Origin of the sequence: Streptomyces sp. NPDC097981 (genome assembly GCF_040302565.1) — a bacterium.
Taxonomy (GTDB): domain Bacteria; phylum Actinomycetota; class Actinomycetes; order Streptomycetales; family Streptomycetaceae; genus Streptomyces.
The window spans coordinates 22424-46746 of record NZ_JBEORW010000004.1 but is presented as its reverse complement, the minus strand read 5'-3'; the positions used below and the strand labels follow the sequence as shown (position 1 = coordinate 46746).

The window sequence follows — 24323 nt, the reverse complement described above, 5'->3', positions numbered from 1 at the left end:
TGCGACTCGCGTGTCGGCGACCCGCCGAAGGGGGTCTGGGCCCGCACGTGGCCCGGCGGACGGACGATCCTGGGGTGGTCGACAGGGGAGCGCCCGGGTGACGGTTGGTATATGTATGCGTGAGTATGTAAATTCATTGATCTGCGGTCGAGGGCGGGCCTATGCTCTGGATCATGCAGCTGATCCCGCAGAGCTCGGACATTCATGCCTATTTGGTCGCAGATGAGGTGATCGATCACGACCACCCGCTCGTACGGGAGACCGCCGATGCCCTCTGGACCGCGACTGGCGACGCATACTCATACGCCAAGGTGGCCTTCGAGTTCGTTCGCGACACCATTCCGCACTCCGCCGACTCCGGAGACTCGCGCGTCTCCTGGCGCGCCTCGGACGTGCTCGGCACGCGCAACGGCGTCTGCTACGCCAAGTCCCATGCGCTGGTCGCCCTCCTGCGCGCCCGGGGCGTCCCGGCCGGCCTCTGCTACCAGCGGCTCGCCGACGACGACGGCTCGAACCCCGCGGTCCACGGGCTGATCGCCCTCCGGCTGCCCGGCGCCGCCGACTGGGCCCGCCAGGACCCCCGCGGCAACAAGCCCGGTGTGGACGCCCAGTTCACCCTGGAGGCCGAGCGGCTCGCCTTCCCCGTACGCCCCGAGCTCGGCGAGGCCGACTACCCCGAGCTGTACGCCGTCCCGCACTCAGGCGTGCTCAAGGCCCTCCGGGAGTCCGCCGACCGGTCGGAGCTGTGGCGGATTCTTCCGACGGCCCTGTAGCCGCCGCCGCACCGACCGGTGCCGGAGCCTGACGCGCCACCGACGCGTGCAGCAGGGCCGCCGCGAGGATCAGTACGGAGATCCCGGCCAGCAGCGCCTGCGGCGGCGCGGCGGCGGCGAACCCCACGAGGGCGGCGCCGACCGACGCGGCGGTCAGCTTGAGTCCTGCCCCGAGGGTGAACACCTGGGTCCGTACGGCGTCGGGGGCGTACTCCGAGCGGATCCGGAGGGTGGCCGTGAGCAGCGGCCCGTCGCACACTCCGGCGGCGGCGAACAGCACCGCCCCGACGGTGACGGACGGGCTGAACGCGGCCGCCGCCAGAGCGACCCCGGTCCCCGCCATGGCCCGGCGCGCGAGGCGCCCCGGTTCCATTGCCGTGATCCGGCTCAGCGTCACGGAGCCCGCGAGCGCGCCCACGGCGAACGCCGTCATCAGCACGCCCCCGGCGCCCGGGCTGCCGAGCCGGGAGGCCAGCAGCACCGAGGTGGTGGTGAGCGTGCCGATGCCGACGAAGGCAAGCGTCGTGGCCGAGGTGATCGCCCGCAGCTCCCGGATCCGCCACAGGGCCGCCAGCCCGGCGCCCAGGCCGGCCGCAGGGGCAGACCCGGGGTTCGCTCCGGTGCCGGCCCCCGGCTTCGACCCCGGACCCGGCGGCGGGGTTCCGTACGGCAGCGTCGCGGCCAGCGCCGCCGCGAGCGCACCGGCCAGTGCGAGCGCCGCCATCGCGGGCGCGGCCGAGCCCAGCGCGGCGGCCAGGCCCACCACCGCCGGGGCGGTCACCGCGGCGGCGTTGTAGGTCGACGCGTCCCACGCGTACGCCCGGTCCCGCCCGGCCCCCGCCGGGACCAGCCCGGCGACCAGGCTGGACATCCCGCCCGTCACCATCGGCCCGCAGCTGCCGCCCAGGAGTGCCACTGCGAGCACCAGCGGCGCCGGGGCCCGGCCCAGCAGCACGGACAATGCCGCCACGGCGCAGGTGAACCCGGCCAGCACGCCCACGTGGAACAGCCTCGGCCGCCGGGTCCGGGCGGCGGCCGCTCCGGCGAGCGGGGCCGCCAGTACGTGTGGCGCAAGCCAGGCGGTCAGTACGAAGGCCCCGTGCGCGGCGCTCCCGGTGCGCTCCAGGGCGAGCAGGACGACCGCGAGGCTCATGCCCTCGGAGGCGAACCGCGCCGCCAGCGCAGCCGCCAGGTACCGCCCGAACCCGTGCATCCCCGGCTCCCTCGCTGTGTAACGTGATAGCGGCACAAGACGTTACGTCATACAGGTGTAGAGCGAAAGGATCCTGGGATGGACGATTCGGCGCAGGGGTTCTCGGCGGACCGGCGGCTGATCGACCTCGCCGAGGCGGTCCGCGTGGACCCCGGACTTCCGCGCGCCGAGCTCGCGGCGCTCCTTGCGCGGCACGGGGAGCACCCCGCCGACCTCACGGAGGAGGCCTTCACCGACGCGGACGCGGCCGAACTGCGGGCCGCCGCCCGGCGGATCGGGGCGGTCCTCGCCGAGACCGACGAGGACCGGGCCGCCGAGGCCCTCAACGAGCTGTTCGCCCACTACGCCGCCCCGCCCCGGCTGACACGGCACGGCGGCCACCCCTGGCACCTGCACGTGGACCGGGGGGAGCAGGCCGGGTGGGGCGAGTGGTTCCTGGCATCCGGGGCCCTGGCGCTGTCCCGGCTGCTGACGGAGTACGGGCGGATCGCGTGGGGCGCCTGCGCGGCCGGGGGCTGCGGGCGGTTCTTCCTGGGGGCCGGGCCCGGCAGCGCCCGCCGGTACTGCTCGGCCACCTGCGCCACGCGTGCGCGGGTCGCCGCGCACCGGAGGCGCAAGCGGGCGGAGGTGACGGAGGGCCGGTAACGTGCGGCCCCGCCGTGAACAGCGGGGCCGCACGATCACCCGACCCGGTGGTGCCGAATCAGCCCGCTTCCTTGACCTGGGCCGCCGTCGGCGCGGTGCCGCCCAGGTGGGCGGGCAGCCACCACGAGTCCTCGGGGCCCTTGGGGGCGGCCGGGTACGCGCGCTGCGCCGCCTCCAGCAGCTCCTGCACCCGCTCGCGCAGGCGGCGGGTGATCGCCCCGGCGTACTGGTCGGTCGGCGCCTCGATGGGCTCGCCGACCCGCATCGTCACCGGGATGTGGCTGCGCTTGAGGTTCTTCGGGCGGCCCTTGGTCCACAGACGCTGGGTGCCCCACAGCGCCACCGGGATGAGCGGGACGCCGGCCTCCTGGGCCATGCGCGCGGCACCCGACTTGAAGCTCTTGAGGGTGAACGACTGGGAGATCGTCGCCTCCGGGAACACGCCGATGATCTCGCCGGCGCGCAGCGAGTCGAGGGCGTGCTGGTAGGCCGTCTCACCCTGCTTGCGGTCCACCGGGATGTGCTTCATCGCGCGCATCAGCGGGCCGGACACCCTGTGGCGGAACACCGACTCCTTCGCCATGAAGCGGACCAGGCGCTTCTGCGGCCGCGCCGTCAGGCCGGCGAAGATGAAGTCGAGGTAGCCGATGTGGTTCGACACGAGAACCGCCCCGCCCTTGCGCGGGATGTTCTCCGTGCCCTTCATGTCGATGCGGATGTCCAGCGCCCGGAAAAGGGTGTGGGCGGCGCCGATCACCGGAGGGTAGACAAGCTCAGCCATGAGGGGGAGACCCCGCTTTCTGCCTGGGGAGGTGCTCCCGGCTGGAAGTTACGGCTGCGTAGGTACGCGGCCCTTGGGGATCGTGCCCCATACGCGGGCTGCAGGCCAGTCCAGACGACCGTGCCCGAGGAGATTCTTGTCACGCCGGGAATGCAGCGCGTGCACGGGGCGCTCGGATCACCGTACGAACGTACTTCAACGATGCGCGAACGGGGTCCGCGGCGACGGCGGACGACCGCCCGGACGGGGCGGACGTGCAGTGGCGACGGGAGCAGGGGTGCGCGGGGACGAGGAGCGGCGCGGCGCGGGCGGAGCACGGCCGGACGCCGGGCGGCCGGGCGGGGCGCGGCTGGGCGCGGCGGAACTGGGCGCGGAGCCGGGGGAGCGGGCGAGCCTGGTGCAGTTCTCCAGCGCGTTCTGCCAGCCGTGCCGGGCCACCCGGCGGATCCTTGCCGAGGTGGCGGACCTGGTCGAGGGTGTCGCGCACATCGAGATCGACGCCGAGGCGCGCCTTGAGCTGGTGCGCGCCCTGGGGATCGAGAAGACGCCGACCGTGCTCGTACTGGACTCCGAGGGCCGGATCGTCCGGCGCGCGGCGGGAATGCCGCGCAAGGCGGATGTGATCGCGGCCCTGGGTGCCGCGGTATGACGGGCGCGCCGGTACGCGCGCCCGCACACAGCGTGACGCGCCTCGCATCTGCCCGTTGCGGCTTGACTGTGTACACGGGAGATCGCCAGGCTGGCGGCATGCGGTACGAACTCCTGCTTTACGGGCGGGTCCATGTGGACCTCGTCCGCTACGCGAGCGCGCGTTGTCGGGGCCACTGAACGACCCCGGCCTCCGACCCGATCCGACCGCGCCCGTGCCCGCCGCCTCCGCGGCAGAAGGAAGCATCACCATGACGGCCCCTATGGCCCCGACCGCACAGTCCGCACGATTCACCACCGGTCAGCCAGGCTCGCCCGACCTGCTGCGCTCCGTCTTCCGCCAGCACGCCGCGGGAGTCGCCGTGATCACCGCCGAGGACGGCGGCCGGCCGGTCGGGTTCACCGCGACCTCGCTGAACTCCGTCTCCGCCGATCCGCCGCTGTTGTCCTTCACCATCGCCACCGGCGCCTCCAGCTGGCCCGCGATACGCGACTCCGAGCACCTCGGCGTCCACATACTCGGCGAGCACCAGAGCGATCTGGCGGGGCTGTTCGCCCGGAGCGGAGCCGACCGGTTCGGGCCGGGCACGGGCTGGGCCCCGGGTCCGCATGACGTTCCGGTGCTGGACGACGTACTGGCGTGGCTGGTGTGCCGGGTCGTGGCGCGGGTGCCGGCCGGGGCGCACCGGGTGATCATCGCGGAGGCCGTGGTCGGGGACCCGGTGGGGGAGGGCCGGCCGCTGCTGTACCACCAGGGTCGCTTCAACGCGTTGCGCGACTGAATCGTCCCTGCTGGGGCGGGTTCGGGTGGCGTTGGACAGATCACAGTTCACCGGCCTTGCAACCGTGGAGGACCCGCGGTGTACTGACGAGTAACATTCCCTTCGGAGCGCGGGCCGCCCCGACCGGGATCCGCCCAACAAGGCGCCTATGCTGCCTGCACAAGGCGGTATCAGAAAAAAGACGATGCGGTAGGAGAGCCGGCGTGAGCCTGAGGATCGTTGTCTGTGTGAAGTACGTGCCCGACGCCACCGGCGACCGGCACTTCGCCGATGACCTGACGGTCGACCGCGACGACGTCGACGGTCTGCTGTCGGAGCTCGACGAGTACGCCGTCGAGCAGGCGCTGCAGATCGCCGAAGAGGCCGACGACGCCGAGATCACCGTTCTGACGGTGGGCCCCGAGGACGCCAAGGACGCGCTGCGCAAGGCGCTGTCCATGGGTGCCGACAAGGCCATCCACGTCGAGGACGACGACCTGCACGGCACCGACGTCATGGGCACCTCGCTGGTGCTCGCCAAGGCGATCGAGAAGGCCGGCTACGACCTGGTCATCACCGGCATGGCCTCGACCGACGGCACCATGGGCGTGCTCCCGGCGATCCTGGCCGAGCGCCTGGGCGTCCCGCAGGTCACCCTGCTCTCCGAGGTCAAGGTCGAGGACGGCACCGTGACGGGCCGCCGCGACGGCGACTCCGCGAGCGAGCAGCTGGAGGCCTCCCTCCCGGCGCTCGTCTCCGTGACGGACCAGTCGGGCGAGGCCCGCTACCCCTCCTTCAAGGGCATCATGGCTGCCAAGAAGAAGCCGGTGGAGTCCTGGGACCTGGAGGAGCTGGAGATCGAGTCGGACGAGGTCGGCCTTGAGGGCTCCTGGACCGCGGTCGACTCCGCGGCGCAGCGTCCGGCCCGTACCGCCGGCACGATCGTCAAGGACGAGGGCGAGGGCGGCAAGCAGCTGGCCGAGTTCCTGGCCGGCCAGAAGTTCATCTAAGAGCTTCGGCCGACATCCTCTCGATCGCCCCCTGACTACTTCGCATTCGCAGGAGCATTCCCATGGCTGAAGTCCTCGTCTACGTCGACCACGCGGACGGCGCCGTCCGCAAGCCCACCCTTGAGCTGCTGACCCTGGCCCGCCGCATCGGCGAGCCCGTCGCCGTCGCCCTCGGCGCCGGTGCCGAGAACACCGCCGCCGTGCTCGCCGAGCACGGTGCGGTCAAGGTCCTGACCGCCGACGCCCCCGAGTTCGCCGAGTACCTCGTCGTACCGAAGGTGGACGCGCTCCAGGCCGCGTACGACTCGGTGTCCGCCGCCGGCTCCCTCGCCGCCGTGCTCGTCCCGTCCTCCGCCGAGGGCAAGGAGATCGCCGCCCGCCTGGCGGTCCGCATCGGCTCCGGCATCATCACCGACGCCGTCGACCTGGAGGCGGGTGACGAGGGTCCGGTCGCGACGCAGTCCGCGTTCGCCGCGTCCTTCACCACCAAGTCCCGCGTCTCCAAGGGCACCCCGGTCATCACCGTCAAGCCGAACTCGGCTCCGGTCGAGGCCGCCCCGGCCGCCGGCGCCGTCGAGGCGCTCGCCGTCACCTTCGGCGCCCTGGCCACCGGCACCAAGGTCGTCTCCCGCACCCCGCGCGAGTCGACCGGCCGCCCCGAGCTGACCGAGGCCGCGATCGTGGTCTCCGGCGGCCGCGGCGTCAACGGCGCCGAGAACTTCCACATCATCGAGGAGCTCGCGGACTCCCTCGGTGCCGCCGTCGGCGCCTCGCGCGCCGCCGTCGACGCCGGCTGGTACCCGCACACCAACCAGGTCGGCCAGACCGGCAAGTCGGTCTCCCCGCAGCTCTACATCGCCTCCGGCATCTCGGGCGCGATCCAGCACCGGGCCGGCATGCAGACCTCGAAGACCATCGTGGCCATCAACAAGGACGCCGAGGCCCCGATCTTCGACCTGGTCGACTACGGCGTGGTCGGCGACCTCTTCGCCGTCGTCCCGCAGCTGACCGAGGAGATCAAGGCCCGCAAGGGCTGACCTGCGTCGATGCTGTGACTCGGGGCCGCGTGGTGACACTCACCACGCGGCCCCGAGGTGTTTCCTGCAACCATTGACTAGACAATGACCCATAACTAAATTCTGCCATGCGGATCTAAGCTTCCGTGAAGCGGAAAAACGAGGAGAGTGGACGATGGGTCAGCAGGAGAAGGTGGCGACGAGCCTCGCAGGCGCGGTCAGCGAGGGCATCAGCGCCTCCCTCGCGCCGGTGGACGCGGAGCTCGCGCGCCACTACCCGGGTGACCCCGGCACCCGCCAGCCCATCCACACGGTCTACGTCCCCGGTGACGTCTTCGCGGCCGACACCATCCGCTCCTGGGGCGACCAGGCCCTCGCGGCCCTCGACGAGCACGCCCCCGACGCGGCCACCTTCGCCAAGGTCCTCGGCATCTCCGGCGAACTGGCCGTCCCGGTCTACGACCGCGTCCGCGCCAAGCTGCAGCGCGAGCCCGTCGAGGACCTCCGCGTCGACTTCGAGGACGGGTTCGGCGTCCGCTCCGACGAGGAGGAGGACCAGGCCGCGGCCCGCGCCGCCCGCCTCGTCTCGGAGGCCTTCTCCAACGGCACGAACGCCCCGTACATGGGCATCCGCATGAAGTGCATGGAGTCCAACGTCCGCGACCGCGGCATCCGCACCACGGACGTCTTCCTGTCCGGTCTGCTGGAGCACGGGGGCCTCCCCGACGGCCTGGTCCTCACCCTCCCCAAGGTCACGTACGCCGAGCAGGTCAGCGCCTTCGTCAAGCTGCTGGAGGCCTTCGAGAGCACGCGCGGCCTGCGTCCGGGCCGGATCGGCTTCGAGATCCAGGTCGAGACCAGCCAGTCGATCCTCGCCTCCGACGGCACCGCCACCGTGGCCCGGATGATCGAGGCGTCCAAGGGCCGCGCCACCGGCCTGCACTACGGCACCTTCGACTACAGCGCCTGCGTCGGCGTCTCCGCCGCGTACCAGTCGAGCGACCACCCCGCCGCCGACCACGCCAAGGCGATCATGCAGGTCGCGGCCGCCGGCACCGGCGTACGCGTCTCCGACGGTTCGACGAACGTCCTGCCGATCGGCAGCACCGAGCACGTCCACGAGGCCTGGAAGCTGCACTACGGCCTCACCCGCCGGGCCCTGGCCCGCGCCTACTACCAGGGCTGGGACATGCACCCGGGCCACCTCCCGACCCGCTACGCGGCGGTGTTCACCTTCTACCGCGAGGGCCTTGAGGCGGCTGCCGCGCGGCTGAAGGCGTACGTCGCGAAGATCGAGGGCGACGTGATGGACGAGCCCGCCACGGCCAAGGCCCTGGCCGGCTACCTGGTCCGCGGCCTGGACTGCGGTGCGGTGGGCACGGGCGAGGTCACCGCCCTGACCGGCCTGACCCGCGCCGAACTGGACGCCTTCGCGATCCCGCGCCGCTCGGCGACGCTGACGGCGACCGCCTGAGCGGCCGGGGCCCGAGCGACAGGCCCGTCCGGGAACCTCCCGGGCGGGCCTCGCCGTTTCCGGGCGGCTCCGGCGCCGCGGAGGGCGGCGCGAGGTGGCGGGCCAGGGCCAGCGCGGCGAGCACGGCCACGAGCGCGCACACGCCCCGCCACCCGGCGAGCCCGTAGGTCCGCACGCCCAGCCAGGACCCGGCACTCCCGCCCAGATACGCGCAGGTCATGTAGGCGGTGTTGAGCCTGCCCCGGGCGTCGGGGCGCACGGAGAAGACCCGGGCCTGATTGGCGACCGTGCCGCACTGCAGCGCGATGTCGAGCAGGAGCGTGCCGACGGTCAGTGCGGCCAGCCCCGGCGTACCGCCCGAGGCCCCCGCGGCCAGGACCGCGGCCGCGAGGAGGACCCCGGTCAGGCAGACGAAGTTCATCCGGTCGGGCCCGCCCCGGTCCACCAGGCGCCCGGCGAGCGGGGTGCACAGCATGGTGACCCCGCCGACCAGAGCCAGCATCCCCACGGCCTGGGTGCCCATGCCGTACGCCGGACCGGTGACGAGAAGCGCCAGGCAGGTCCAGACGGCCGAGAAACCGCCGAAGACCGACGCCTGGTAGAGGCAGGAGCGGCGCAGCCGGGGTTCGGTGCGCAACAGGCGCAGCGAGTCGGCCAGCAGCGCCCCGTACGGACTGCGCGAGGGCGGGGTCGTGGCCGGGAGCGTGCGCGCCAGAACACCGGCCAGGAGCAGGACGAGGACCGAGGCCGCCAGGTACGGAGCCCGCCACCCCAGCCATTCGCCGAGCGTCGAGCTGAAGGTACGGGCCAGCAGCATGCCGCCGATGGACCCGCTGAGCAGGGTTCCCATCACCGCTCCCCGCCGGTCGGGGGCCACCAGCCCGGCCGCCATCGGGGCGACGACCTGCGCGGCCACCGTGGTGACCCCGGCGAACGCGCCCGCGGCGACGAGGAACGGCAGGGCGGGCGCGCAGCCCGCGGCGAGCAGGGCCACGCCGGAGAGGGCGAGCAGGACCACGAGGAACGGGCGGTGCGGGAGCCGGTCGCCGAGCGGAACCAGCAGGAACATCCCTGCCGTGTAGCCGATCTGAGTTGCCGTCACCACCAGCGACGCCGTGTCGGGGGAGACGCCCAGTCCCGCCGCGATCAGAGGGCTGATCGCCTGCGGGAAGTAGATGTTCCCCACGGCCACGGCACAGGTCGAAGCCAGGATCAGGACCGTCCCGCGGCTCAACTCGGCCCGCCGGCCCGCTGTGTGTGTCATGCGCCGAGTCCACGGCACCCGCGTCCCACGGCCAATCGATGTAGCGTACGGCTTAATGATCAGCTTCGGGCTCGGCGTCGAGGACCTCGCCGACACGCGATTCGCCGTCTCGCCTCTGAGCGAGACGGTCTTCAGCCTGCGGGTGCTGCGCGAGCCGGGGCTCTCCGCGCTGCACCTCCCGTGGCGCAGGTCCGTCCTCGGCCGCCTCGGCACGCTCGACACCCGCCTGCTGCTGTCCGTGGTCGCGCAACGGCGCACCCTCCCGGACTTCCTGACCCCGCGGCCCGCGAGCTTCGACCCGTCCTTCGATGAGGAGCTGGCGGCGGTCCGCGACACCCCGCCCGGCCTGGTCCGGCGCGATCTGCTGGCCGCGCACGCCCCCGACCCCCTTCCCGAAGCCCTCAGGGACGCCGCCACCGCCGACGACGCGAAGGTGCTTGCCGTCCGCGACGCCGTCTGCGAGGTCATCAGGTCCTACTGGGAGGTGGCCGTCAAGCCGATGTGGCCGCAAATGCGGCTGCTCCTGGAAGCCGACATGACCTACCGCGCGCGGCAACTGGCCATGGGCGGCGCCCGCCGGCTGTTCGCAGGCATGCACCCGAACCTCCGCTGGCACGGCGGCGTACTGCACATCGACCAGATGATCAGCAGCCACCACGTCGAGGCACGCGGCCGGGGCCTGCTCCTCGTACCGTCCGTCTTCGTCCACAAGCCGGCGCCTCCGGTGAGCCCCGAGGAACCGCCCCTGCTGGTGTACCCCAGCCGCGGAGTGGCCACGCTGTGGACCCCGGCACCCGCCGCCGACGACTCGGCGCTGGTGTCGCTGCTCGGCGCGCCCAGGGCACGGCTGCTCCGCGTCCTCGACGAGCCGCTGCCCACGGTGGAGATCGCCCGCCGCTTCCGGGTCACCCCGAGCGCCGTGTCCCAGCACCTGCGCGCGCTCCACGCCGCGGGCCTGCTGACCCGGGCCCGCGACGGTCGGCTGGTCCTGTACCGGCGCAGCCCCCTCGGTGACCGGCTGGCCGGCCCGTCCGGGCCCGCCTGATCCTCCCCCCGGCTGCCGCCGGGAGGCGGCCCCAGGCGTCAGGCGGCCGGGGGGAGTTCGCCCGAGCCGCGGGGGATCAGGCGGGTCGGGAGTTCGATGCGGGCCGGGGGCGGGGCCGCGCCCGCGAGGCGTTGGAACAGGCGGTCCGTGGCCACCCGGCCCAGGGCCGCCGCGTCCTGGGCGACCACGGTCACCCCGGGGCGCAGCAGGTCGGCCAGTTCGAAGTCGTCGAAGCCGACCAGGGCCACCGGCAGCGGGTGCCCGGCAAGGACCCGTACCGCCGTCACCGTCACCCGGTTGTTCCCCGCGAAGACCGCCGTGACGGGGCCGGGGCCCGCCAGCATCGCCCGGGCCGCCTCCCCGACGCGCTCCGGGGACGTGGAGCCGAGGGAGACCCAGGACTCCGCCACGGGCAGGCCCGCGTCCGCCATCGCCTCGCGGTAGCCGCGCAGGCGTTCCGCCGCCGTGTGGATGTGCGGGTGGTCCCCGATGAAACCGATCCGGCGGTGGCCGCCCCCGATCAGGTGCGCCACCCCCGCACGGGCACCGCCGAAGCTGTCCGACAGCACCACGTCCGCGTCGATCCGGCCCGCCGGCCGGTCCACGAACACCGTCGCCATGCCCGCCCGGATCTCCGGCTCCAGATAGCGGTGGTCGTCCCCGGCCGGGATCACGATCAGCCCGTCCACCCGGCGCGCACACAGTGCCAGGGCCAACTCCCGCTCCCGGTCGGGGTCCTCGGCGCTGGACCCGTTGATGAGGAGCGCCCCGTGGGCCCGGGCCACTTCCTCCACGGCCCGGTTCAGCGGCCCGTAGAAGGGGTCCGCGAGGTCTTCCAGGACCAGTCCCACGGTGGCGGTACGGCCCTTGCGCAGCACGCGTGCGCTGTCGTTGCGGCGGAAGCCGAGCGCCTCGATGGCCTCCCGGACCCGCCGGACCGTGTCCGGGGTGACCCCCGCCTCGCCGTTGACCACCCGCGACACCGTCTTGAGACCCACACCGGCACGGGCCGCCACGTCCTTCATGGTCGGCCGGTTGCCGTAGCGGACGTCGGACGGGCGGCGGGTCTGCGGCACGGGACGGAAACCTCCGGAGATGGCGGGGCGGGGCTCTGGTCCTGAGCATAAGCACTGGGATCAGGGGCGGGTTTCCGTGGCAGGGTGATGCGGGCAAGCCACTGGGGGCTCCGGACGAGCCATGGGGAGAGGGGTAGACGTGATTGTCTGGATCAACGGCACATTCGGCGCCGGGAAGACCAGCACGGCCCGCGAACTGACCGGGATCCTGCCCGACAGCACCCTGTACGACCCGGAGCTCGTCGGCGACTCGCTACGCCAACTGCTGCCGCGCAAACGCCTCGCGGAGGTCCGCGACCACCAGGACCTGCCGAGCTGGCGGCGCCTGGTGGTGGACACGGCTGCCGCGATGCTCGCGGAGCTCGGCGGGGTGCTGGTGGTGCCGATGACACTGCTGAGGCAGGAGTACCGGGACGAGATCTTCGGCGGGCTCGCGGCGCGGCGGATCCCGGTGCGGCATGTGCTGCTCGCCCCCGAGGAAACGATCCTGCGGGAGCGGATCGCGACACGGGGAGAGCCGGGGGCCCCACAGGAGGCGGACGTGCGGGTGCGGCAGTGGGAGTACGACCACCTCCGCGCGTACCGGCAGGCGCTGAGCGGCTGGCTCGCTGCGGATGCGCACGTCATCGACAACGGCCGCCTGAGCGTACGGGAGACGGCGGAGCGGATCGCCGAAGCCGTGCGTACGGATGCGGCCCGCGTCTGCGACATCGTGCAGACGCCGGAGCCGACGCGGGAGACGGTGGCGGCGGGGGTCCTGCTCTTCGACGACGAGGACCGGGTGCTGCTGGTCGATCCGACGTACAAGCCGGGGTGGGAGTTCCCGGGCGGCGTCGTGGAGGCGGGCGAGGCGCCGGGGTGCGCCGGGGTGCGGGAGGTCGCGGAGGAACTGGGTCTGGCGCTGGACGCGGTGCCGGGGCTGCTGGTCGTGGACTGGGAGCCGCCGGCACCCCCGGCGTACGGGGGGCTGCGGCTGCTGTTCGACGGGGGCCGCCTCCCGGCCGCCGCCGCGGCCGGGCTCCGGTTGCCGGGACCGGAGCTGCGGGCGTGGCGGTTCGTGACGGAGCAGGAGGCGGCCGGGTTGCTCCCGGCGGTGCGCTACGAGCGGCTGCGGTGGGCGCTGCGGGCGCGGGAGCGGGGGTGCCCGCTGTACCTGGAGGGGGGCCGGCCCACGCCGTAACCCTCCGGGGCGGGCCGGGCGGCACGGCCCGAGGCCGCGGCGCAGCGGCAGGGGCCTCTGCCCCGGCCCTTCCGGCGCAGCCACCGCCGAGGATCCTCAACGGATTTCCTCCGAGGGCCTCCGGCGCGTCGTCCGCGGACGGGGCGGGCCGCATGCGCCGGGGTCGTGCCCCGCCCCGCCGCCGATCGGGGCGCGCGGGCCGGGCAGAGCTCGGGAAGCGGAGGGGGCGGGGCGGGGAGCAGGACCCGAGCAGCGGGCAGCAGCACTGCCCGGCGGTCACGGGACGGACGGCTCCGACTCCGCGGCCGTGTGCAGAGTGGCCGCCGCGTCCGTGGTCAGCGGGTCGCCGTGGCCGAAGCAGGCCACCGACGGGGACAGCGCCGCCAGACGGCGGAAGGAGGCCCGGGCCTGCGCGCGGTCCACGTTGAACACGCCCAGCATCACCTGGCCCACCCCCGCAATGCAGTCGCCCGCGAACAGCACCCCGTGGTGCGGCAGATGGATGCCGATGCTCCCCGGGGTGTGGCCCGGGGCGTGGACCACCACCGCACCGTCGCCGAACGGGAGCACCTCACCGTCCTCGACCTCGCGGTCGACCCGGGTCGGCGGCGCTTCGGGAACCGTCAGGCCGTGCTCGTACAGCGGGATTTCCCAGTCCAGCAGGACCGGCTCCGGGACCGGGACCTCGCCCCGGACCACCGGGGCCTCCAGGCGGTGCGCCAGTACCTGCGCACCCCAGCGCCCGGCGAGTTCGTCCGCGGCGCCGATGTGGTCGCGGTGGCAGTGGGTCAGCACGATCCGCTCCAGCCGCTCGGGGCTCAGCCCGAGGGAGCGGATCGCGTCCTCGATCGCTGTTGCGGAGCCGGCGTGGCCGGAGTCGATCAGGGTCAGCGCTTCGCCGTCGCGCCACAGGTATGCCTGGCCGATCGGGAAGCGCAGCATGTGGAGCCGCTCGGGGAGCACTTCGACAAGATCCATGCGTCGAACGTACGCCCACCGACCCCGCTCCCGGCCCACCTTTCACCGGGAGCGGAGTTCGCCCGTAGCGCAGGTCAGATGCTCTTGGACGCCGCGTAGTTGACGAGGAACAGGGCCTCCGCGACCGAGAGGCGCTCCAGTTCCTCCGGGGAGACGCTCTCGTTCACCGCGTGGATCTGCGCCTCGGGCTCGCTCAGCCCGATCAGCAGCATCTCCGCCTCCGGGTACAGCGAGGTCAGCGTGTTGCACAGCGGAATCGACCCGCCCATGCCGGCGACCTGCATCTCCTGGCCCGGGTACGCCTCCTGCAGGGCCGCCGCCATCGACGCGTACGCCGGGCTGCTCGTGTCCGCCTGGAACGGCTGGCCCTGGCCCACGACCTCCAGTTCGAGGTGCGCCTGCCAAGGAGTGTGCGCCACCAGGTGCGCCTGCAGCAGCTTGATGGCCTCGGCAGTGTCCACGCCCGGCGGCACGCGCAGGCTGATCAGCGCGCCGGCGCTCGCGTGCACCGACGGGGTGGCGCCGAGCACCGGCGGGCAGTCGATGCCGAGCACGGTGACGGCCGGGCGGGCCCACAGCCGGTCCGCGATCGTTCCCTGGCCGATCAGCTCCACCCCGTCCAGCACCTTCGCGTCGGAGCGGAAGTCCGCCTCCGGGTACTGCAGGCCCTCCCAGACGGCGTCCGAGGCCAGACCGTCCACCGTCGTGGAACCGTCCGCCGCGCGCAGCGAGTCCAGCAGCCGGATCAGCGCGGCCAGTGCGTCGGGGGCGACGCCGCCGAACATGCCCGAGTGCAGGTTGCCGCCGAGGGTGTCGATCTTGACCTTGATCAGGGTCATTCCGCGCAGGGTGGCCGTGACCGTCGGCAGGCCGGGCCGGAAGTTGCCCGCGTCGCCGATGACGATCGTGTCGGCGGCCAGCAGCTCCGGGTGCGCCTCGGCGTACTGCTGGAGACCGCCCGTGCCCTGCTCCTCCGAGCCCTCGACGATCACCTTCACGCCCACCGGCACACCGCCGTTGGCCTTCAGCGCGCGCAGCGCCAGCAGGTGCATGACGAACCCGCCCTTGCAGTCCGCGGCGCCGCGCCCGTACCAGCGGCCGTCGCGCTCGGTCAGCTCGAAAGCGGGGGAGATCCACGCCGCGTCGTCCAGCGGCGGCTGCACGTCGTAGTGCGCGTAGAGGAGGACGGTCGGTGCACCCTCCGGGCCGGGCAGGAAGCCGTACACCGACTGGGTGCCGTCGGGGGTGTCGAGGAGCGCCACGTCCTGGAAGCCCTCGGCGCGCAACGCGTCGGCCACCCAGTTGGCCGCGCCCTCGCTCTCGCTCTTGGGGAACTGCGCCCAGTCCGCCACCGACTGGAAGGCCACCAGCTCGCTCAGCTCCTGCTTGGCGCGGGGCATCAGCGAGGCGATGGTCTCGGCGATCGGATTCTGGGACATGGGCACGCTCCTCTTGGGTGCGACGTTGTGTACGCGTACGCCGCCGGCATCCGCCTGGTGGGCTTATGCCGGGTACGGCGAAAGACAGTCCCGATCCTCGCACAGCAGGACTAGCCGGTCTCGCGCCGTAGGATTTCCCTGCATCGGAGCAACCGCATGATCAGGAGCAGCAGCACATCGTGAGCAGCGACGACAGCACCGTCGGGGGACCCGACTCAGCAGCAGGGCAGACCGCTCAGGGGGCGGGGGACGGGGTGGCCGGGGGCACTGGTGAGGTGTGGGACGTGGTCGTGGTCGGGGCCGGACCGGCCGGCGCCTCGGCCGCGTTCGCGGCGGCGACGGCCGGACGGCGCGTACTGCTGCTGGAGAAGGCCGAACTGCCCCGGTACAAGACCTGCGGCGGCGGGATCATCGGCCCTTCGCGCGATGCCCTCCCGCCCGGTTTCGTGCTGCCGTTCAAGGACCGCATCCACGCGGTCACCTTCTCGCTGAACGGGAAGCTGACCCGGACCCGCCGTTCGCGGCAGATGCTGTTCGGGCTCATCAACCGGCCGGAGTTCGACGCCGCCCTGGTCGCCGAGGCCGAGAAGGCCGGCGCGACCGTCCGTACGGGTACGGCCGTGACGCGCGTCGAGCAGCACGGGCCGGCAGTGCCCGACCGGCGCACCGTCGCCGTGGTGCTCGCCGACGGGGAGACCGTCCTGGCGCGCGCGGTGGTCGGCGCGGACGGCAGCGCGAGCCGGATCGGCGCGCACGTCGGGGTCGAGATGGACCAGGTGGACCTCGGCCTGGAGGCGGAGATCCCGGTCCCGGAGACGGTCGCCGAGGACTGGAAGGGGCGGGTGCTCCTCGACTGGGGCCCGCTGCCTGGCAGTTACGGCTGGGTCTTCCCCAAGGGCGACACCCTCACCGTCGGGGTCATCTCGGCGAAGGGCGACGGCGCCGCGACCAAGCGGTACCTGGAGGACTTCATCGCCCGTCTCGGACTCGCCGGCTTCGAGCCCGCCGTCTCCTCCGGACACCTGACCCGCTGCCGCAAGCCCGATTCGCCGCTTTCGCGGGGCCGGGTCCTGGTCGCGGGCGACGCGGCCGGACTGCTGGAGCCGTGGACCCGGGAGGGCATCTCCTTCGCGCTGCGCTCGGGCCGGCTCGCCGGGGAGTGGGCCGTGAAGATCTCCGAGTCGCAGGACGCGGTGGACGCGCGCCGCCAGGCCCTCAACTACGCGTTCGCGGTCAAGGCCGGACTGGGCGTCGAGATGAGCGTCGGCAAGCGGATGCTGACCGCCTTCGAGGCCCGGCCGGGGCTGATGCACGCGGCGATCACCGGATTCCGCCCGGCGTGGCGGGCCTTCGCCCGGATCACGCGGGGCGCGACGACGCTGCCCGACCTGGTGCGGACGTACCCGATGGCCCGCAAGGCGCTGCACGTCCTGGACGGCCGGCAGGCGCGGAACCGGGCGCAAGGGCCGGAACAGGGCCGGGCCGGGGTTCAGGGCCAGGGCCAGGATCAGGGGCAGGAGACGGAAACGGCGTAGACGCGGGCCCGGGTCCGGAAGCCGGGGCCGGAAGGGTTCGGGGTTGGGCGGGTCCGGAAGCCGGGGCCGATCGGGGCCCTTCCGGGGCAGGCCATACGAACAGCGGCGGCGGCGGTCTTGTCCGGGAGTGCGGGCAGGGCCGCCGTCGCTGTTTCGGCGCGGGGGCGGGTGGTGGGAGGGCGGGGCGGGGCGGGCCTCGGTGGTGTGCGGCGCGGGATGCGCCGTGCCCGTCAGCTCGACATCGTGATCCGGAAGACGGGGTGGTCCCCGGCAGCCGCCTGGATCTCCGTATCGGTGGAGTCCGCGGTGATGCCCTGGAAGAACCGGTTGACCTCCCAACCCCACTTCTGCAGATAGGCGCGCAGCACGGCGGCCTTCTGCACCGGGTCGGTGAGCTCGGTGACCGTGAAGGTGCGCACCTTGCGGCCCACGCGCAGCTCGCCGCCGCCCGCCACCCGCATGTTGCGGACCCACTGGGAGTGGCCGCGCGCCGACACCAGGTACTGCTCGCCCTCGTACGTGTGCGGGTTGACCGGGATCCGCTGCATCTGGCCGGACTTCCGGCCCCGTACCGACAGCTCGGCGGAGCCGGCCAGGCTGATGCCGAGCCGGGCCAGCTTCCCGAAGAGGGAGTTGAAGCGGGTTTCGAGCGGGCCGGCCTGGACGTAGTACGGGGTGGGCGCGCTCATGACTGCCTCCGGGGCTCCTTGGGAGAGCGGTGCTCTCGCTTGAGACCAGTGTGCACGGATCGCTGCACCAAAGCAAGAGCAGTGCTCTCTAAATGGATCGACGATCCCATTTTTGGGCACTGCTCTGCCCTCATGGCACACTGCTCGTATGAGTACCGTGCGCGGGGCCCGGGAGCGGGCCCGTATCGAGGTCACCGCCGCCATCAAGGACGAGGCGCGCCGCATGCTCGCGGCCGAGGGCGCTGCGAAGCTTTCGCTGCGCGCCGTGGCCCGCGAGCTGGGCATGGTCTCCTCGGCCCTCTACCGCTACTTCCCCAGCCGCGACGAGCTCCTCACCGCGCTCATCGTCGACGCCTACGACAGCGTCGGCGCCGCCGCCGAGCAGGCCGATGCCCACGCACTCGCCGCCGACGGCGCGCCGCCCCGCGCGCGCTGGATCGCCGTCTGCGAGGCGGTCCGCACCTGGGCGCTGGACCACCCGCACGAGTACTCCCTCATCTACGGCTCCCCGGTCCCCGGCTACAGCGCCCCCGTCGACACCGTCGGCCCTGCCTCGCGCGTCGGCAACACCCTCATCGGCATCATCCGCGCCGCCCACGCGGGCCGCGGGCTCGCACTCCCACCGCTGCCCGCCGCGCTGCGCCCCGAAGCGGTCCGGATGACCGCGGACTTCGCCGAAGGGCTGCCCCCGGAAGTCACCGCCGCCCTCGTGGCGGCCTGGGCCCAGCTGGTCGGCCTCGTATCCTTCGAGCTGTTCGGCCAGTTCAACCGGGTCGTCGAGGACCGTGACACCTTCTTCACGCACGCCGCGGACCAACTGGCTCACGGGGTCGGCCTTCCCACTGCCTAGAAGCAGTCGGGGTGCGTCGCGCGGCCCGCGAAGCGGTCGGCCAGTTCCCGGCCTCCGGCGAGTGCGTGGTACGGGTACACCGGCGCGGCCGGGGCCGTCCCGCCAAGCCTGCTCTGGTTCAGCCGGGCCTGCCGGTCCGGCTGGTCGAGGGGGTTGCCCGCCGGGTTCGGGTAGGAGTCGTCCAGCATCGCCCGGGTGGTCACTGGAGCGAGCCGCACACGGCCGCCGCGTACTCCTCGCCCGCGGCTGGGCCGGCCTGGCCCCGTTCGACGACGGCGGCGAAGCCATCAATTCGAGGACGGGCTTGACTCTCGGGTTACGCGAGACGGCACAGTCAATGCCGTGGACAGGACAAACCTGCTGCCGATCGGGCAGTTTTCGCAGGCCAGCGGCCTCTCGGTCACCGCGCTTCGGCACTACGACGCCAGTGGCGTGCTGGTGCCGGCTTTCGTTGATCCGGTGAGTGGCTACCGGTACTTCCGGCGTGACCAGGTGCGTACGGCGCAGTCGATCAGGGCGCTGCGGCAGTTGGACATCCCGGTCGAGGAGGTGCGCCGGCTGCTCGGCGGCGAGGAGGAGCTGGTCGCCGCTCTGCAGGCGCATCTGCGGGCGGCCGAACGGCGGCTGGAGGTACAGCGTTCCTTGGTCCACAGCCTGTTGAGCCGACTGACCGAAGGAGCAGAGATGACCCACCACGTCACCGTCCGCCAGGGCGCCGCCGAACGGATCCTCGTCCGCGGGGCGACCCTGGACAACTCCGGGCTTGACGCCTTCCTTCGCGGTGCCTACCAGGAGATGTACGAGGTTGCCGGCCGCGGCCCGCTCACCATCACCGGGCCCGCCTTCGTCCGCTTCCACGGGGTGTGCGACGACGAGAACGAGACGCTCGTCGAGGCGTGCCTGCCGTTCTGGGCGGACGGCGCGCAGCCCACGGACCTGCCCGAAGGCATGATCGTTCGCGAGCTGCCCGAGAGCACCCTCGCCTGCACGGAGGTCGAGGGAGCGGCCGCCGCGTTCCCGCAGATCCTCGGCGCGTACGACGCCGTCGCCAACTGGATCACCGAGCACGGCTTCGCCTTCGCGGGCCCGGCCCGGATGGTCTACCGCCGGTGGACCGGGACACCGGACGACCCGGGCAACCGTTTGGAGATCGCCTGGCCGATCGACGAGCCTACCGGCGACTAAGTGGTTCCTTTCGGATCATCTCGCCGACCAGATGAAGATGGCGGCGAGGTAGATGGTGGCAACCTCCGGTTGCTCGGCCCCCACGACGTCCGGGAATCCGAACGCCCCGGACCACCGACCACGACCTGTGGAGGCCGACAGCCGGAGCCCTTCGTCCGGGTGACAGGACCCCGTCCGGTCCCGTCCGTGACCGCGTCCCGGCGCCGGGCAGGCCTGGCGTGGCCCGGTTCCGTGCCGCGCGGCGGGAGCGCTACACCCCTCCGACGCCGCGCGGCTCGGATTCCGCTAAACCCTTACGCCGTCCAGGAACGCGGTCCAGGCGGTGGGTGCCACCGCCAGTTCCGGGCTCGCCGTCAGCTTCGTGTCCCGGATGTGGACGGTATGGGCGCAGGTGGCCACCTCGATGCACTGGCCGCCTTCGCCGTCGCTGTAGCTCGACTTCCGCCAGGCGTAGGCGACTTCGATGCACTGGCCGCCCTCGCCGCTGCTGTAACTGCTCTTGAACCAAGCCAGGTCGGTGGTGTTCATCGCTCTCCCAGCGTCTTCTCGATCAAGGTCAGGGACTCGTCCGGCGTGAGCGCCTGTGCCCGGATGATCCCATAGCGCTCGGCGTAGATCCGTACCTGTTCTGGATCGGTGATGAGGCTGGGACGGGCGTAGACCTCGGCGTAGGCGACCTGTTGGCGTCCCTTGGGGTTGAGGAGGCTGAACGACCCATCCATTGCCGCGTGTTCGCCTCGACTGAACGGCATCACCTGTAGTTCCACCGTTCGTAGCCTGCCGATCTCGATGAACCGGTGCAGCTGCTCCTCGTGGACCGCCGGCCCGCCCACGGGGCGCATGAGCAGGCTGTGGTCGAGGACGAAGCTGAAGGTGGGCGAGGGCCAGCGTTCGAAGATCTGCTGGCGGGCCATGCGGTCGGCCACGCGCTTCTCGATCGTCGCCTCGTCCAGCAGCGGACGGCGTTTGGCGAAGACGGCCCGCGCGTGGCCCTCCGTCTGGAGGAGGCCCATCACGCCCTGGTAGCTGTAGTCGTGGATGGCATTGGCTTCCGCCTCCGCCTTCGCGTAATCCCGGAACCAATCCGGATGCCGCGTCCGCGCCCGCTTGAGTGCCTCCCGCACGTCCGGGATCGCCGCAAGCAGCACGCCCCCCGCCCCCAGGGCCCTGTCGACGTTCTCCAGGAAGTCCGGCTGCGGGGTCCGGACGCCCCGCTCGATGGAGGACACCAGGTCCTCGCCAACGTGCACCAGTGCGGCCAGTTCCTTCTGCTGGAGGCCCGCCCGTTCTCGTAGCACCTTGATGATTTTTCCGAGCGCCTTGAAGAGGTACGCGGTGCCGTCGACCTCCACTGGTCGCTCCGGCTGTTCGTCGCGGTCTGACAGGTCGTTCATCGGTTGAACCGCCCTCGTCCGTACGGGCCGTACACGCATCAGGCGTCGGTCCTACGGGACTTCGCCGTAGTACCGCCGTCTCTGGAAAGCGTACGGCGGACCGGACACGCTCGGTGAGGTGACGACCGAAATCAGTGACATTGCACACGAAGCCGACGAGTGCCGGCTGCTCCTCAGGGCCACCCCGCGCGGGGCCCGGCTCGCCCGGCGGCTCGTCGGGGCGCAGTTGGCCGCCTGGGGGATTCCGTACGGCTGCGCCCTGTCCCAGGACATCGAGCTCGTCGTCGGGGAGCTGGCCGCGAATGCCGTCGTGCACGGGCTCGTGCCCGGGCGGGATTTCGAGGTCGTGCTCCGCTACGACGGTCGGCGGGTCCTGGTCGAGGTCAGTGACGCGCGCGGCGAGAAGACGCCGCCGGAGGGGCTCGCGCCCGCTGATCCGTGGTCGGCGGAGGGCGGGCGGGGGCTGTTGGTGGTGCAGGCGTTGGCCCGGGAGTGGGGGGTGGCGGCCCGGGTGCCGGGGAAGACCGTTTGGGCGGTGCTGGGCCGAGGCGGTGACGCCGGCGCCGACCCCGGCCAGGGGCCGGCGGTCGGGTGACGGAGATACGGGCGCGGAGTTACGACGGGACCGAGTCGGCCTGGCTGCGGGGAATCGAGCCGCCACCTCACCTGGGGCGGTCTGGCGATGATCCGGACCGATGTGCCGGCGACCCGGTCCCTCCCACCGGGCCAGCAGCCGCTCGGCCTCTCGCCGCAGGACATCCGGAGCGCGTACGAGCTGCCCCGGCGCGGCGGGCACGGACGAAGGGTCGCCATCGTCGTCGCCAACGACTACCCCACCGCCGAGGAAGACCTGGCGGTCTGCCGCCGCACCTTCCACCTCCCGCCCTGCGCGACGGCCAACGGGTGCCTCCAGACGGTCTACTCCACCGGCGTCAAGCCCGCCAGCGTCGACCCCGCCTGGGCCCTTGAGGCCGCGATTGACATCCAGGCCGTCAGCGCCTCCGGCCCGGACTGCGCGATCAGCCTCGTCGAGGCTCCCAAAATGCCCTTGTCCTCAGCTCCCTCCTGCCGGCCGTCGACGTGGCGAGCAACCTGACCGGCGTGACGGCCGTGAACAACAGCTGGGCCATCAGCGACCAACCCGGCAAGGCATCGGAGGATTTCCATTTCACGACTCCCGGCGTCGCCTACACGGCTGCTTCGGGCGACCTTGGAGGCCAAACGTTCTGGCCCTCCGTCTCCCCGAACGTCGCCTCGGTGGGCGGTACCAGGCTGACCCGTGCGCCGCACACGGCCCGGGGCTGGACAGAAAGCGGCTGGGTCGGGTCCGGAGGCGGCTGCGCCCTGTACGAGCCCCCGGTGGCCTTCCAACAGGGCTTCACCTTCTGCCTCTGCCGCGCCACGCCCGATGTCTCCGCAGTCGCGGACCCCGACAGCGGCCTCGCCGTCTACACAACGACCCCCACGCCCACCAACTCCACCGGCTGGCAGGTCGCCGGCGGCACCGGCGTCTCCGCCCCGCTGGTCGCCGGCATGTACGCCCTGGCCGGCCGGCCCGACCCGGCCGTCAACACCTACCCCTACGCGCGCCCCGGGGCCTTCCACGACATCGTCATCGGCTGCGCCGGCGCCTTCTGCGCGATTCCGGGATACGACCTGGTCACCGGTATCGGCACACCCCGCGGCGTCCGCGGCCTGCGCGCCCCCAGGCAGCGGGGCGCACAGGCAGCGGACACCGCATGGAAGTTTCATGAAGATCTCGGGTTCTGGCCCCGCCGCGTGACGTGATCACGACGGACGGCCAGGGTCCCGCCCGCCACCGCCAGGGTGCAGTCGGTGGCGGGCGGGACGCCGAAGGCCGGGGCAGGCCCGTACACCGCGTCACAAGTGCGCCCTCGATGGTGGTCGCTCAGATGCCGGCCGTCTCCGACCACAGCCGCGCCAGTCCGAGGTCGCCGGTCACTCCCGGCCCGGCCAGCGGGAGCCGGTTCCACAGCGCTGCGTACAGCCACGACGCCTCGCCGATCACCTCGCAGTCCGCCGGGTCGCCCGTGTCGCCCGACACCGTACGGGGCGGTTCGGCCGACAGGTGAACGGTCCACGCCGCGCCCGTGTCGGCGGCGCGGATCCGCAGCACCCGCGGCTCCGCCGTCCGCACCCGGCTGCGCGGACGTGCGTGGAAGCCGGTCAGCAGCTCGTCCACCCCGTCCTCGGCGAACTCCGCCGCCAGCGGCGCATGGGCCCCGCCGAGCGCCGCCTCCGCGTCCATCCGGTGCACGGTCGTCTCGTGTGCCTGCCGGCGTGCCCAGAACGCCAGCGGCGACGGAGCGGCCGTCGGAAGGAAGGTCCAGCACTGCACATCGGCCGGGGCCTCCGTCAGCGTCCGGACCAGGGCCGCGTGCCCCTCCCGGTACCAGGCCAGCAGCTCGGCGCCCGCCAGCTGCGGGGCGTCCGGGAACGGCCCCGGCTCCACGACCGCGTCCCCGACGTACCCGGCGGCCCACCGGTGCACCGCCCCCGTGTGCTGCAGCAGGTCGGACACCCGCCACCCCGGACAGGTGGGCACCAGGGTGTCCGTACCCGCCCGCTCGGCCGTGTCGGCGAGCAACTCGCCTTCCTGCGCCAGGATCTCCACATACTCCGTGATCTTCATGCGGGCAGTGTCGCACCGGCCGGTGACAATGGGGTGATGGACGGGGAACTCTTCCCGCGCGAGCGGACCGAGATCGCTCCCGGCGCCGTACACGTGCCCGACTGGCTCCCGCCCGGGCGCCAGCGGGAGCTGCTCGACGCCTGCCGCGCCTGGGCGCGGCCGCCCGCGGGCCTGCGCACCGTACGGACACCCGGCGGCGGCACGATGACCGCCCGCCAGGTGTGCCTCGGACTGCACTGGTATCCGTACGGGTACGCCCGCACCGCCGTCGACGGCGACGGGGCTCCGGTCAAGCCGATGCCCGGCTGGCTCGCGGAGCTGGGGCGGGAGGCGGTGACCGCCGCGTACGAGTCCGCGCCGTACGACGCGGCCCCGTACGACATCGCGCTGATCAATTTCTACGACGGTGACGCCCGCATGGGCATGCACCGTGACGCCGAGGAGAAGTCCGGGGCGCCGGTGGTCTCCGTCAGCCTCGGCGACGCGTGCGTCTTCCGCTTCGGCAACACCGCCTCCCGCGGCCGCCCGTACCAGGACGTCCTGCTGCGCAGCGGCGATCTGTTCGTCTTCGGCGGCCCGGCCCGGCTGGCCTACCACGGGGTGCCGAAGGTCCTGCCCGGCACCGCCCCGCCGGGGCTCGGACTGACCGGGCGGCTGAACATCACCCTCCGCGTCGGCGGCCTCGGGACGCCCCCCGGCTGACCGGCGGCGGCG

28 protein-coding genes are annotated in these 24323 nt (G+C 72.8%); 17 read left to right on the top strand and 11 right to left on the bottom strand.

Annotated features, from left to right (window positions below; genetic code table 11):
* Nucleotides 1-173 precede the first annotated feature (173 nt).
* Nucleotides 174-773, top strand: coding sequence for a transglutaminase-like domain-containing protein (locus ABTY04_RS05080; RefSeq protein ID WP_352211929.1), 600 nt, complete (start codon nt 174-176; stop codon nt 771-773).
* Here the strand turns inward: ABTY04_RS05080 and ABTY04_RS05075 are convergent.
* Entirely contained in the window at nt 709-1986 is a 1278-nt protein-coding gene (locus tag ABTY04_RS05075) for an MFS transporter (RefSeq protein ID WP_352211928.1), read from the bottom strand. The two genes, ABTY04_RS05080 and ABTY04_RS05075, sit on opposite strands and share 65 nt — an antisense overlap.
* A gap of 78 nt (nt 1987-2064) precedes the next feature.
* Between ABTY04_RS05075 and ABTY04_RS05070 the strand changes: the two genes are divergently transcribed.
* Nucleotides 2065-2631 (top strand): CGNR zinc finger domain-containing protein, encoded by a 567-nt coding sequence (locus tag ABTY04_RS05070; protein ID WP_352211927.1) that lies wholly within the window; start codon nt 2065-2067, stop codon nt 2629-2631.
* A gap of 58 nt (nt 2632-2689) precedes the next feature.
* Here ABTY04_RS05070 and ABTY04_RS05065 read toward each other — a convergent pair whose 3' ends face one another.
* Nucleotides 2690-3412: a lysophospholipid acyltransferase family protein gene (locus ABTY04_RS05065; protein WP_352211926.1), complete on the bottom strand. Its 723-nt coding sequence runs from the start codon at nt 3410-3412 to the stop codon at nt 2690-2692.
* Between the two features lie 277 nt (nt 3413-3689).
* On the opposite strand from ABTY04_RS05065, the gene ABTY04_RS05060 reads away from it, so the two are divergent.
* The 6 genes from ABTY04_RS05060 to ABTY04_RS05035 all read left to right on the top strand — a co-directional run bounded on the left by ABTY04_RS05060 (nt 3690) and on the right by ABTY04_RS05035 (nt 8321).
* Nucleotides 3690-4061 (top strand): thioredoxin family protein, encoded by a 372-nt coding sequence (locus tag ABTY04_RS05060; RefSeq protein ID WP_502996564.1) that lies wholly within the window; start codon nt 3690-3692, stop codon nt 4059-4061.
* Nucleotides 4058-4240 (top strand): putative leader peptide, encoded by a 183-nt coding sequence (locus tag ABTY04_RS05055; protein WP_352211924.1) that lies wholly within the window; start codon nt 4058-4060, stop codon nt 4238-4240. Before ABTY04_RS05060 ends, ABTY04_RS05055 begins: the two co-directional genes overlap by 4 nt.
* Nucleotides 4241-4311: 71 nt before the next feature.
* Nucleotides 4312-4842, top strand: coding sequence for a flavin reductase family protein (locus tag ABTY04_RS05050; RefSeq protein WP_352211923.1), 531 nt, complete (start codon nt 4312-4314; stop codon nt 4840-4842).
* Between the two features lie 203 nt (nt 4843-5045).
* Nucleotides 5046-5831 carry an electron transfer flavoprotein subunit beta/FixA family protein gene (locus ABTY04_RS05045; RefSeq protein ID WP_352211922.1) on the top strand — a complete coding sequence of 262 codons (786 nt, stop codon included), beginning with the start codon at nt 5046-5048 and terminating at the stop codon, nt 5829-5831.
* 62 nt (nt 5832-5893) lie between these two features.
* The gene (locus tag ABTY04_RS05040; protein WP_352211921.1) at nt 5894-6868 is read left to right on the top strand and encodes an electron transfer flavoprotein subunit alpha/FixB family protein; all 975 of its coding nucleotides are present in this window, start codon (nt 5894-5896) and stop codon (nt 6866-6868) included.
* Nucleotides 6869-7022: 154 nt separating this feature from the next.
* Nucleotides 7023-8321, top strand: coding sequence for a DUF6986 family protein (locus tag ABTY04_RS05035; protein ID WP_352211920.1), 1299 nt, complete (start codon nt 7023-7025; stop codon nt 8319-8321).
* Here ABTY04_RS05035 and ABTY04_RS05030 read toward each other — a convergent pair.
* Nucleotides 8236-9585 (bottom strand): MFS transporter, encoded by a 1350-nt coding sequence (locus tag ABTY04_RS05030; RefSeq protein WP_352211919.1) that lies wholly within the window; start codon nt 9583-9585, stop codon nt 8236-8238. The genes ABTY04_RS05035 and ABTY04_RS05030 overlap by 86 nt on opposite strands.
* Before the next feature lie 55 nt (nt 9586-9640).
* On the opposite strand from ABTY04_RS05030, the gene ABTY04_RS05025 reads away from it, so the two are divergent.
* Nucleotides 9641-10630, top strand: a complete 990-nt coding sequence (locus ABTY04_RS05025; protein ID WP_352211917.1) for an ArsR/SmtB family transcription factor — start codon at nt 9641-9643, stop codon at nt 10628-10630.
* A gap of 38 nt (nt 10631-10668) precedes the next feature.
* Here ABTY04_RS05025 and ABTY04_RS05020 read toward each other — a convergent pair whose 3' ends face one another.
* Nucleotides 10669-11655: a LacI family DNA-binding transcriptional regulator gene (locus tag ABTY04_RS05020; protein ID WP_352212146.1), complete on the bottom strand. Its 987-nt coding sequence runs from the start codon at nt 11653-11655 to the stop codon at nt 10669-10671.
* Between the two features lie 190 nt (nt 11656-11845).
* Between ABTY04_RS05020 and ABTY04_RS05015 the strand changes: the two genes are divergently transcribed.
* The gene (locus ABTY04_RS05015) at nt 11846-12886 is read left to right on the top strand and encodes an NUDIX hydrolase (protein WP_352211916.1); all 1041 of its coding nucleotides are present in this window, start codon (nt 11846-11848) and stop codon (nt 12884-12886) included.
* Nucleotides 12887-13162: 276 nt separating this feature from the next.
* Here the strand turns inward: ABTY04_RS05015 and ABTY04_RS05010 are convergent, their stop codons facing one another.
* Nucleotides 13163-13864 (bottom strand): MBL fold metallo-hydrolase, encoded by a 702-nt coding sequence (locus tag ABTY04_RS05010; RefSeq protein ID WP_352211915.1) that lies wholly within the window; start codon nt 13862-13864, stop codon nt 13163-13165.
* A gap of 74 nt (nt 13865-13938) precedes the next feature.
* Nucleotides 13939-15303 carry a dipeptidase gene (locus ABTY04_RS05005; protein WP_352211914.1) on the bottom strand — a complete coding sequence of 455 codons (1365 nt, stop codon included), beginning with the start codon at nt 15301-15303 and terminating at the stop codon, nt 13939-13941.
* A gap of 275 nt (nt 15304-15578) precedes the next feature.
* Here ABTY04_RS05005 and ABTY04_RS05000 point away from each other — a divergent pair, with 275 nt between their 5' ends.
* Nucleotides 15579-16838, top strand: a complete 1260-nt coding sequence (locus tag ABTY04_RS05000) for a geranylgeranyl reductase family protein (RefSeq protein WP_352212145.1) — start codon at nt 15579-15581, stop codon at nt 16836-16838.
* A gap of 230 nt (nt 16839-17068) precedes the next feature.
* Here ABTY04_RS05000 and ABTY04_RS04995 read toward each other — a convergent pair whose 3' ends face one another.
* Nucleotides 17069-17527 carry a nitroreductase/quinone reductase family protein gene (locus ABTY04_RS04995; RefSeq protein WP_352211913.1) on the bottom strand — a complete coding sequence of 153 codons (459 nt, stop codon included), beginning with the start codon at nt 17525-17527 and terminating at the stop codon, nt 17069-17071.
* Between the two features lie 148 nt (nt 17528-17675).
* On the opposite strand from ABTY04_RS04995, the gene ABTY04_RS04990 reads away from it, so the two are divergent.
* On the top strand, nt 17676-18377 hold the full coding sequence (locus ABTY04_RS04990) for a TetR/AcrR family transcriptional regulator (RefSeq protein ID WP_352211912.1): 702 nt from the start codon (nt 17676-17678) through the stop codon (nt 18375-18377).
* On the opposite strand, the gene ABTY04_RS04985 is transcribed toward ABTY04_RS04990, so the two are convergent.
* Nucleotides 18374-18595: a hypothetical protein gene (locus ABTY04_RS04985; RefSeq protein ID WP_352211911.1), complete on the bottom strand. Its 222-nt coding sequence runs from the start codon at nt 18593-18595 to the stop codon at nt 18374-18376. The genes ABTY04_RS04990 and ABTY04_RS04985 overlap by 4 nt on opposite strands.
* A 124-nt stretch (nt 18596-18719) precedes the next feature.
* On the opposite strand from ABTY04_RS04985, the gene ABTY04_RS04980 reads away from it, so the two are divergent.
* Nucleotides 18720-19562, top strand: a complete 843-nt coding sequence (locus tag ABTY04_RS04980) for a MerR family transcriptional regulator (protein WP_352211910.1) — start codon at nt 18720-18722, stop codon at nt 19560-19562.
* A 285-nt stretch (nt 19563-19847) separates the two neighbouring features.
* Here the strand turns inward: ABTY04_RS04980 and ABTY04_RS04975 are convergent, their stop codons facing one another.
* Both ABTY04_RS04975 and ABTY04_RS04970 read right to left on the bottom strand, forming a co-directional pair.
* Nucleotides 19848-20090, bottom strand: a complete 243-nt coding sequence (locus ABTY04_RS04975) for a DUF397 domain-containing protein (protein WP_352211909.1) — start codon at nt 20088-20090, stop codon at nt 19848-19850.
* Nucleotides 20087-20956 carry a helix-turn-helix domain-containing protein gene (locus ABTY04_RS04970; RefSeq protein ID WP_352211908.1) on the bottom strand — a complete coding sequence of 290 codons (870 nt, stop codon included), beginning with the start codon at nt 20954-20956 and terminating at the stop codon, nt 20087-20089. Before ABTY04_RS04970 ends, ABTY04_RS04975 begins: the two co-directional genes overlap by 4 nt.
* A 118-nt stretch (nt 20957-21074) precedes the next feature.
* Between ABTY04_RS04970 and ABTY04_RS04965 the strand changes: the two genes are divergently transcribed.
* The 3 genes from ABTY04_RS04965 to ABTY04_RS04955 all read left to right on the top strand — a co-directional run bounded on the left by ABTY04_RS04965 (nt 21075) and on the right by ABTY04_RS04955 (nt 22744).
* Nucleotides 21075-21551: an ATP-binding protein gene (locus ABTY04_RS04965; RefSeq protein ID WP_352211907.1), complete on the top strand. Its 477-nt coding sequence runs from the start codon at nt 21075-21077 to the stop codon at nt 21549-21551.
* A gap of 87 nt (nt 21552-21638) precedes the next feature.
* Complete coding sequence (locus tag ABTY04_RS04960) at nt 21639-22052, top strand: S8/S53 family peptidase (RefSeq protein WP_352211906.1); 414 nt, start codon at nt 21639-21641, stop codon at nt 22050-22052.
* Nucleotides 22037-22744, top strand: a complete 708-nt coding sequence (locus tag ABTY04_RS04955; RefSeq protein WP_352211905.1) for a S8/S53 family peptidase — start codon at nt 22037-22039, stop codon at nt 22742-22744. Before ABTY04_RS04960 ends, ABTY04_RS04955 begins: the two co-directional genes overlap by 16 nt.
* A gap of 121 nt (nt 22745-22865) precedes the next feature.
* Here the strand turns inward: ABTY04_RS04955 and ABTY04_RS04950 are convergent, their stop codons facing one another.
* Nucleotides 22866-23609: a maleylpyruvate isomerase family mycothiol-dependent enzyme gene (locus tag ABTY04_RS04950; protein ID WP_352211904.1), complete on the bottom strand. Its 744-nt coding sequence runs from the start codon at nt 23607-23609 to the stop codon at nt 22866-22868.
* Nucleotides 23610-23645: 36 nt separating this feature from the next.
* On the opposite strand from ABTY04_RS04950, the gene ABTY04_RS04945 reads away from it, so the two are divergent.
* Complete coding sequence (locus ABTY04_RS04945) at nt 23646-24311, top strand: alpha-ketoglutarate-dependent dioxygenase AlkB family protein (protein ID WP_352211903.1); 666 nt, start codon at nt 23646-23648, stop codon at nt 24309-24311.
* Nucleotides 24312-24323: the final 12 nt, after the last annotated feature.

What these genes read in the sequence shown, in the direction of transcription:
- ABTY04_RS05080 (WP_352211929.1), top strand. Translation starts at nt 174, where the DNA reads ATGCAGCTGATCCCGCAGAGCTCGGACATTCATGCCTATTTGGTCGCA.
- ABTY04_RS05075 (WP_352211928.1), bottom strand. Translation starts at nt 1,986, where the DNA reads ATGCACGGGTTCGGGCGGTACCTGGCGGCTGCGCTGGCGGCGCGGTTC.
- ABTY04_RS05070 (WP_352211927.1), top strand. Translation starts at nt 2,065, where the DNA reads ATGGACGATTCGGCGCAGGGGTTCTCGGCGGACCGGCGGCTGATCGAC.
- ABTY04_RS05065 (WP_352211926.1), bottom strand. Translation starts at nt 3,412, where the DNA reads ATGGCTGAGCTTGTCTACCCTCCGGTGATCGGCGCCGCCCACACCCTT.
- ABTY04_RS05055 (WP_352211924.1), top strand. Translation starts at nt 4,058, where the DNA reads ATGACGGGCGCGCCGGTACGCGCGCCCGCACACAGCGTGACGCGCCTC.
- ABTY04_RS05050 (WP_352211923.1), top strand. Translation starts at nt 4,312, where the DNA reads ATGACGGCCCCTATGGCCCCGACCGCACAGTCCGCACGATTCACCACC.
- ABTY04_RS05040 (WP_352211921.1), top strand. Translation starts at nt 5,894, where the DNA reads ATGGCTGAAGTCCTCGTCTACGTCGACCACGCGGACGGCGCCGTCCGC.
- ABTY04_RS05035 (WP_352211920.1), top strand. Translation starts at nt 7,023, where the DNA reads ATGGGTCAGCAGGAGAAGGTGGCGACGAGCCTCGCAGGCGCGGTCAGC.
- ABTY04_RS05030 (WP_352211919.1), bottom strand. Translation starts at nt 9,585, where the DNA reads ATGACACACACAGCGGGCCGGCGGGCCGAGTTGAGCCGCGGGACGGTC.
- ABTY04_RS05025 (WP_352211917.1), top strand. Translation starts at nt 9,641, where the DNA reads ATGATCAGCTTCGGGCTCGGCGTCGAGGACCTCGCCGACACGCGATTC.
- ABTY04_RS05020 (WP_352212146.1), bottom strand. Translation starts at nt 11,655, where the DNA reads ATGAAGGACGTGGCGGCCCGTGCCGGTGTGGGTCTCAAGACGGTGTCG.
- ABTY04_RS05010 (WP_352211915.1), bottom strand. Translation starts at nt 13,864, where the DNA reads ATGGATCTTGTCGAAGTGCTCCCCGAGCGGCTCCACATGCTGCGCTTC.
- ABTY04_RS05005 (WP_352211914.1), bottom strand. Translation starts at nt 15,303, where the DNA reads ATGTCCCAGAATCCGATCGCCGAGACCATCGCCTCGCTGATGCCCCGC.
- ABTY04_RS04995 (WP_352211913.1), bottom strand. Translation starts at nt 17,527, where the DNA reads ATGAGCGCGCCCACCCCGTACTACGTCCAGGCCGGCCCGCTCGAAACC.
- ABTY04_RS04990 (WP_352211912.1), top strand. Translation starts at nt 17,676, where the DNA reads ATGAGTACCGTGCGCGGGGCCCGGGAGCGGGCCCGTATCGAGGTCACC.
- ABTY04_RS04975 (WP_352211909.1), bottom strand. Translation starts at nt 20,090, where the DNA reads ATGAACACCACCGACCTGGCTTGGTTCAAGAGCAGTTACAGCAGCGGC.
- ABTY04_RS04970 (WP_352211908.1), bottom strand. Translation starts at nt 20,956, where the DNA reads ATGAACGACCTGTCAGACCGCGACGAACAGCCGGAGCGACCAGTGGAG.
- ABTY04_RS04960 (WP_352211906.1), top strand. Translation starts at nt 21,639, where the DNA reads ATGATCCGGACCGATGTGCCGGCGACCCGGTCCCTCCCACCGGGCCAG.
- ABTY04_RS04950 (WP_352211904.1), bottom strand. Translation starts at nt 23,609, where the DNA reads ATGAAGATCACGGAGTATGTGGAGATCCTGGCGCAGGAAGGCGAGTTG.
- ABTY04_RS04945 (WP_352211903.1), top strand. Translation starts at nt 23,646, where the DNA reads ATGGACGGGGAACTCTTCCCGCGCGAGCGGACCGAGATCGCTCCCGGC.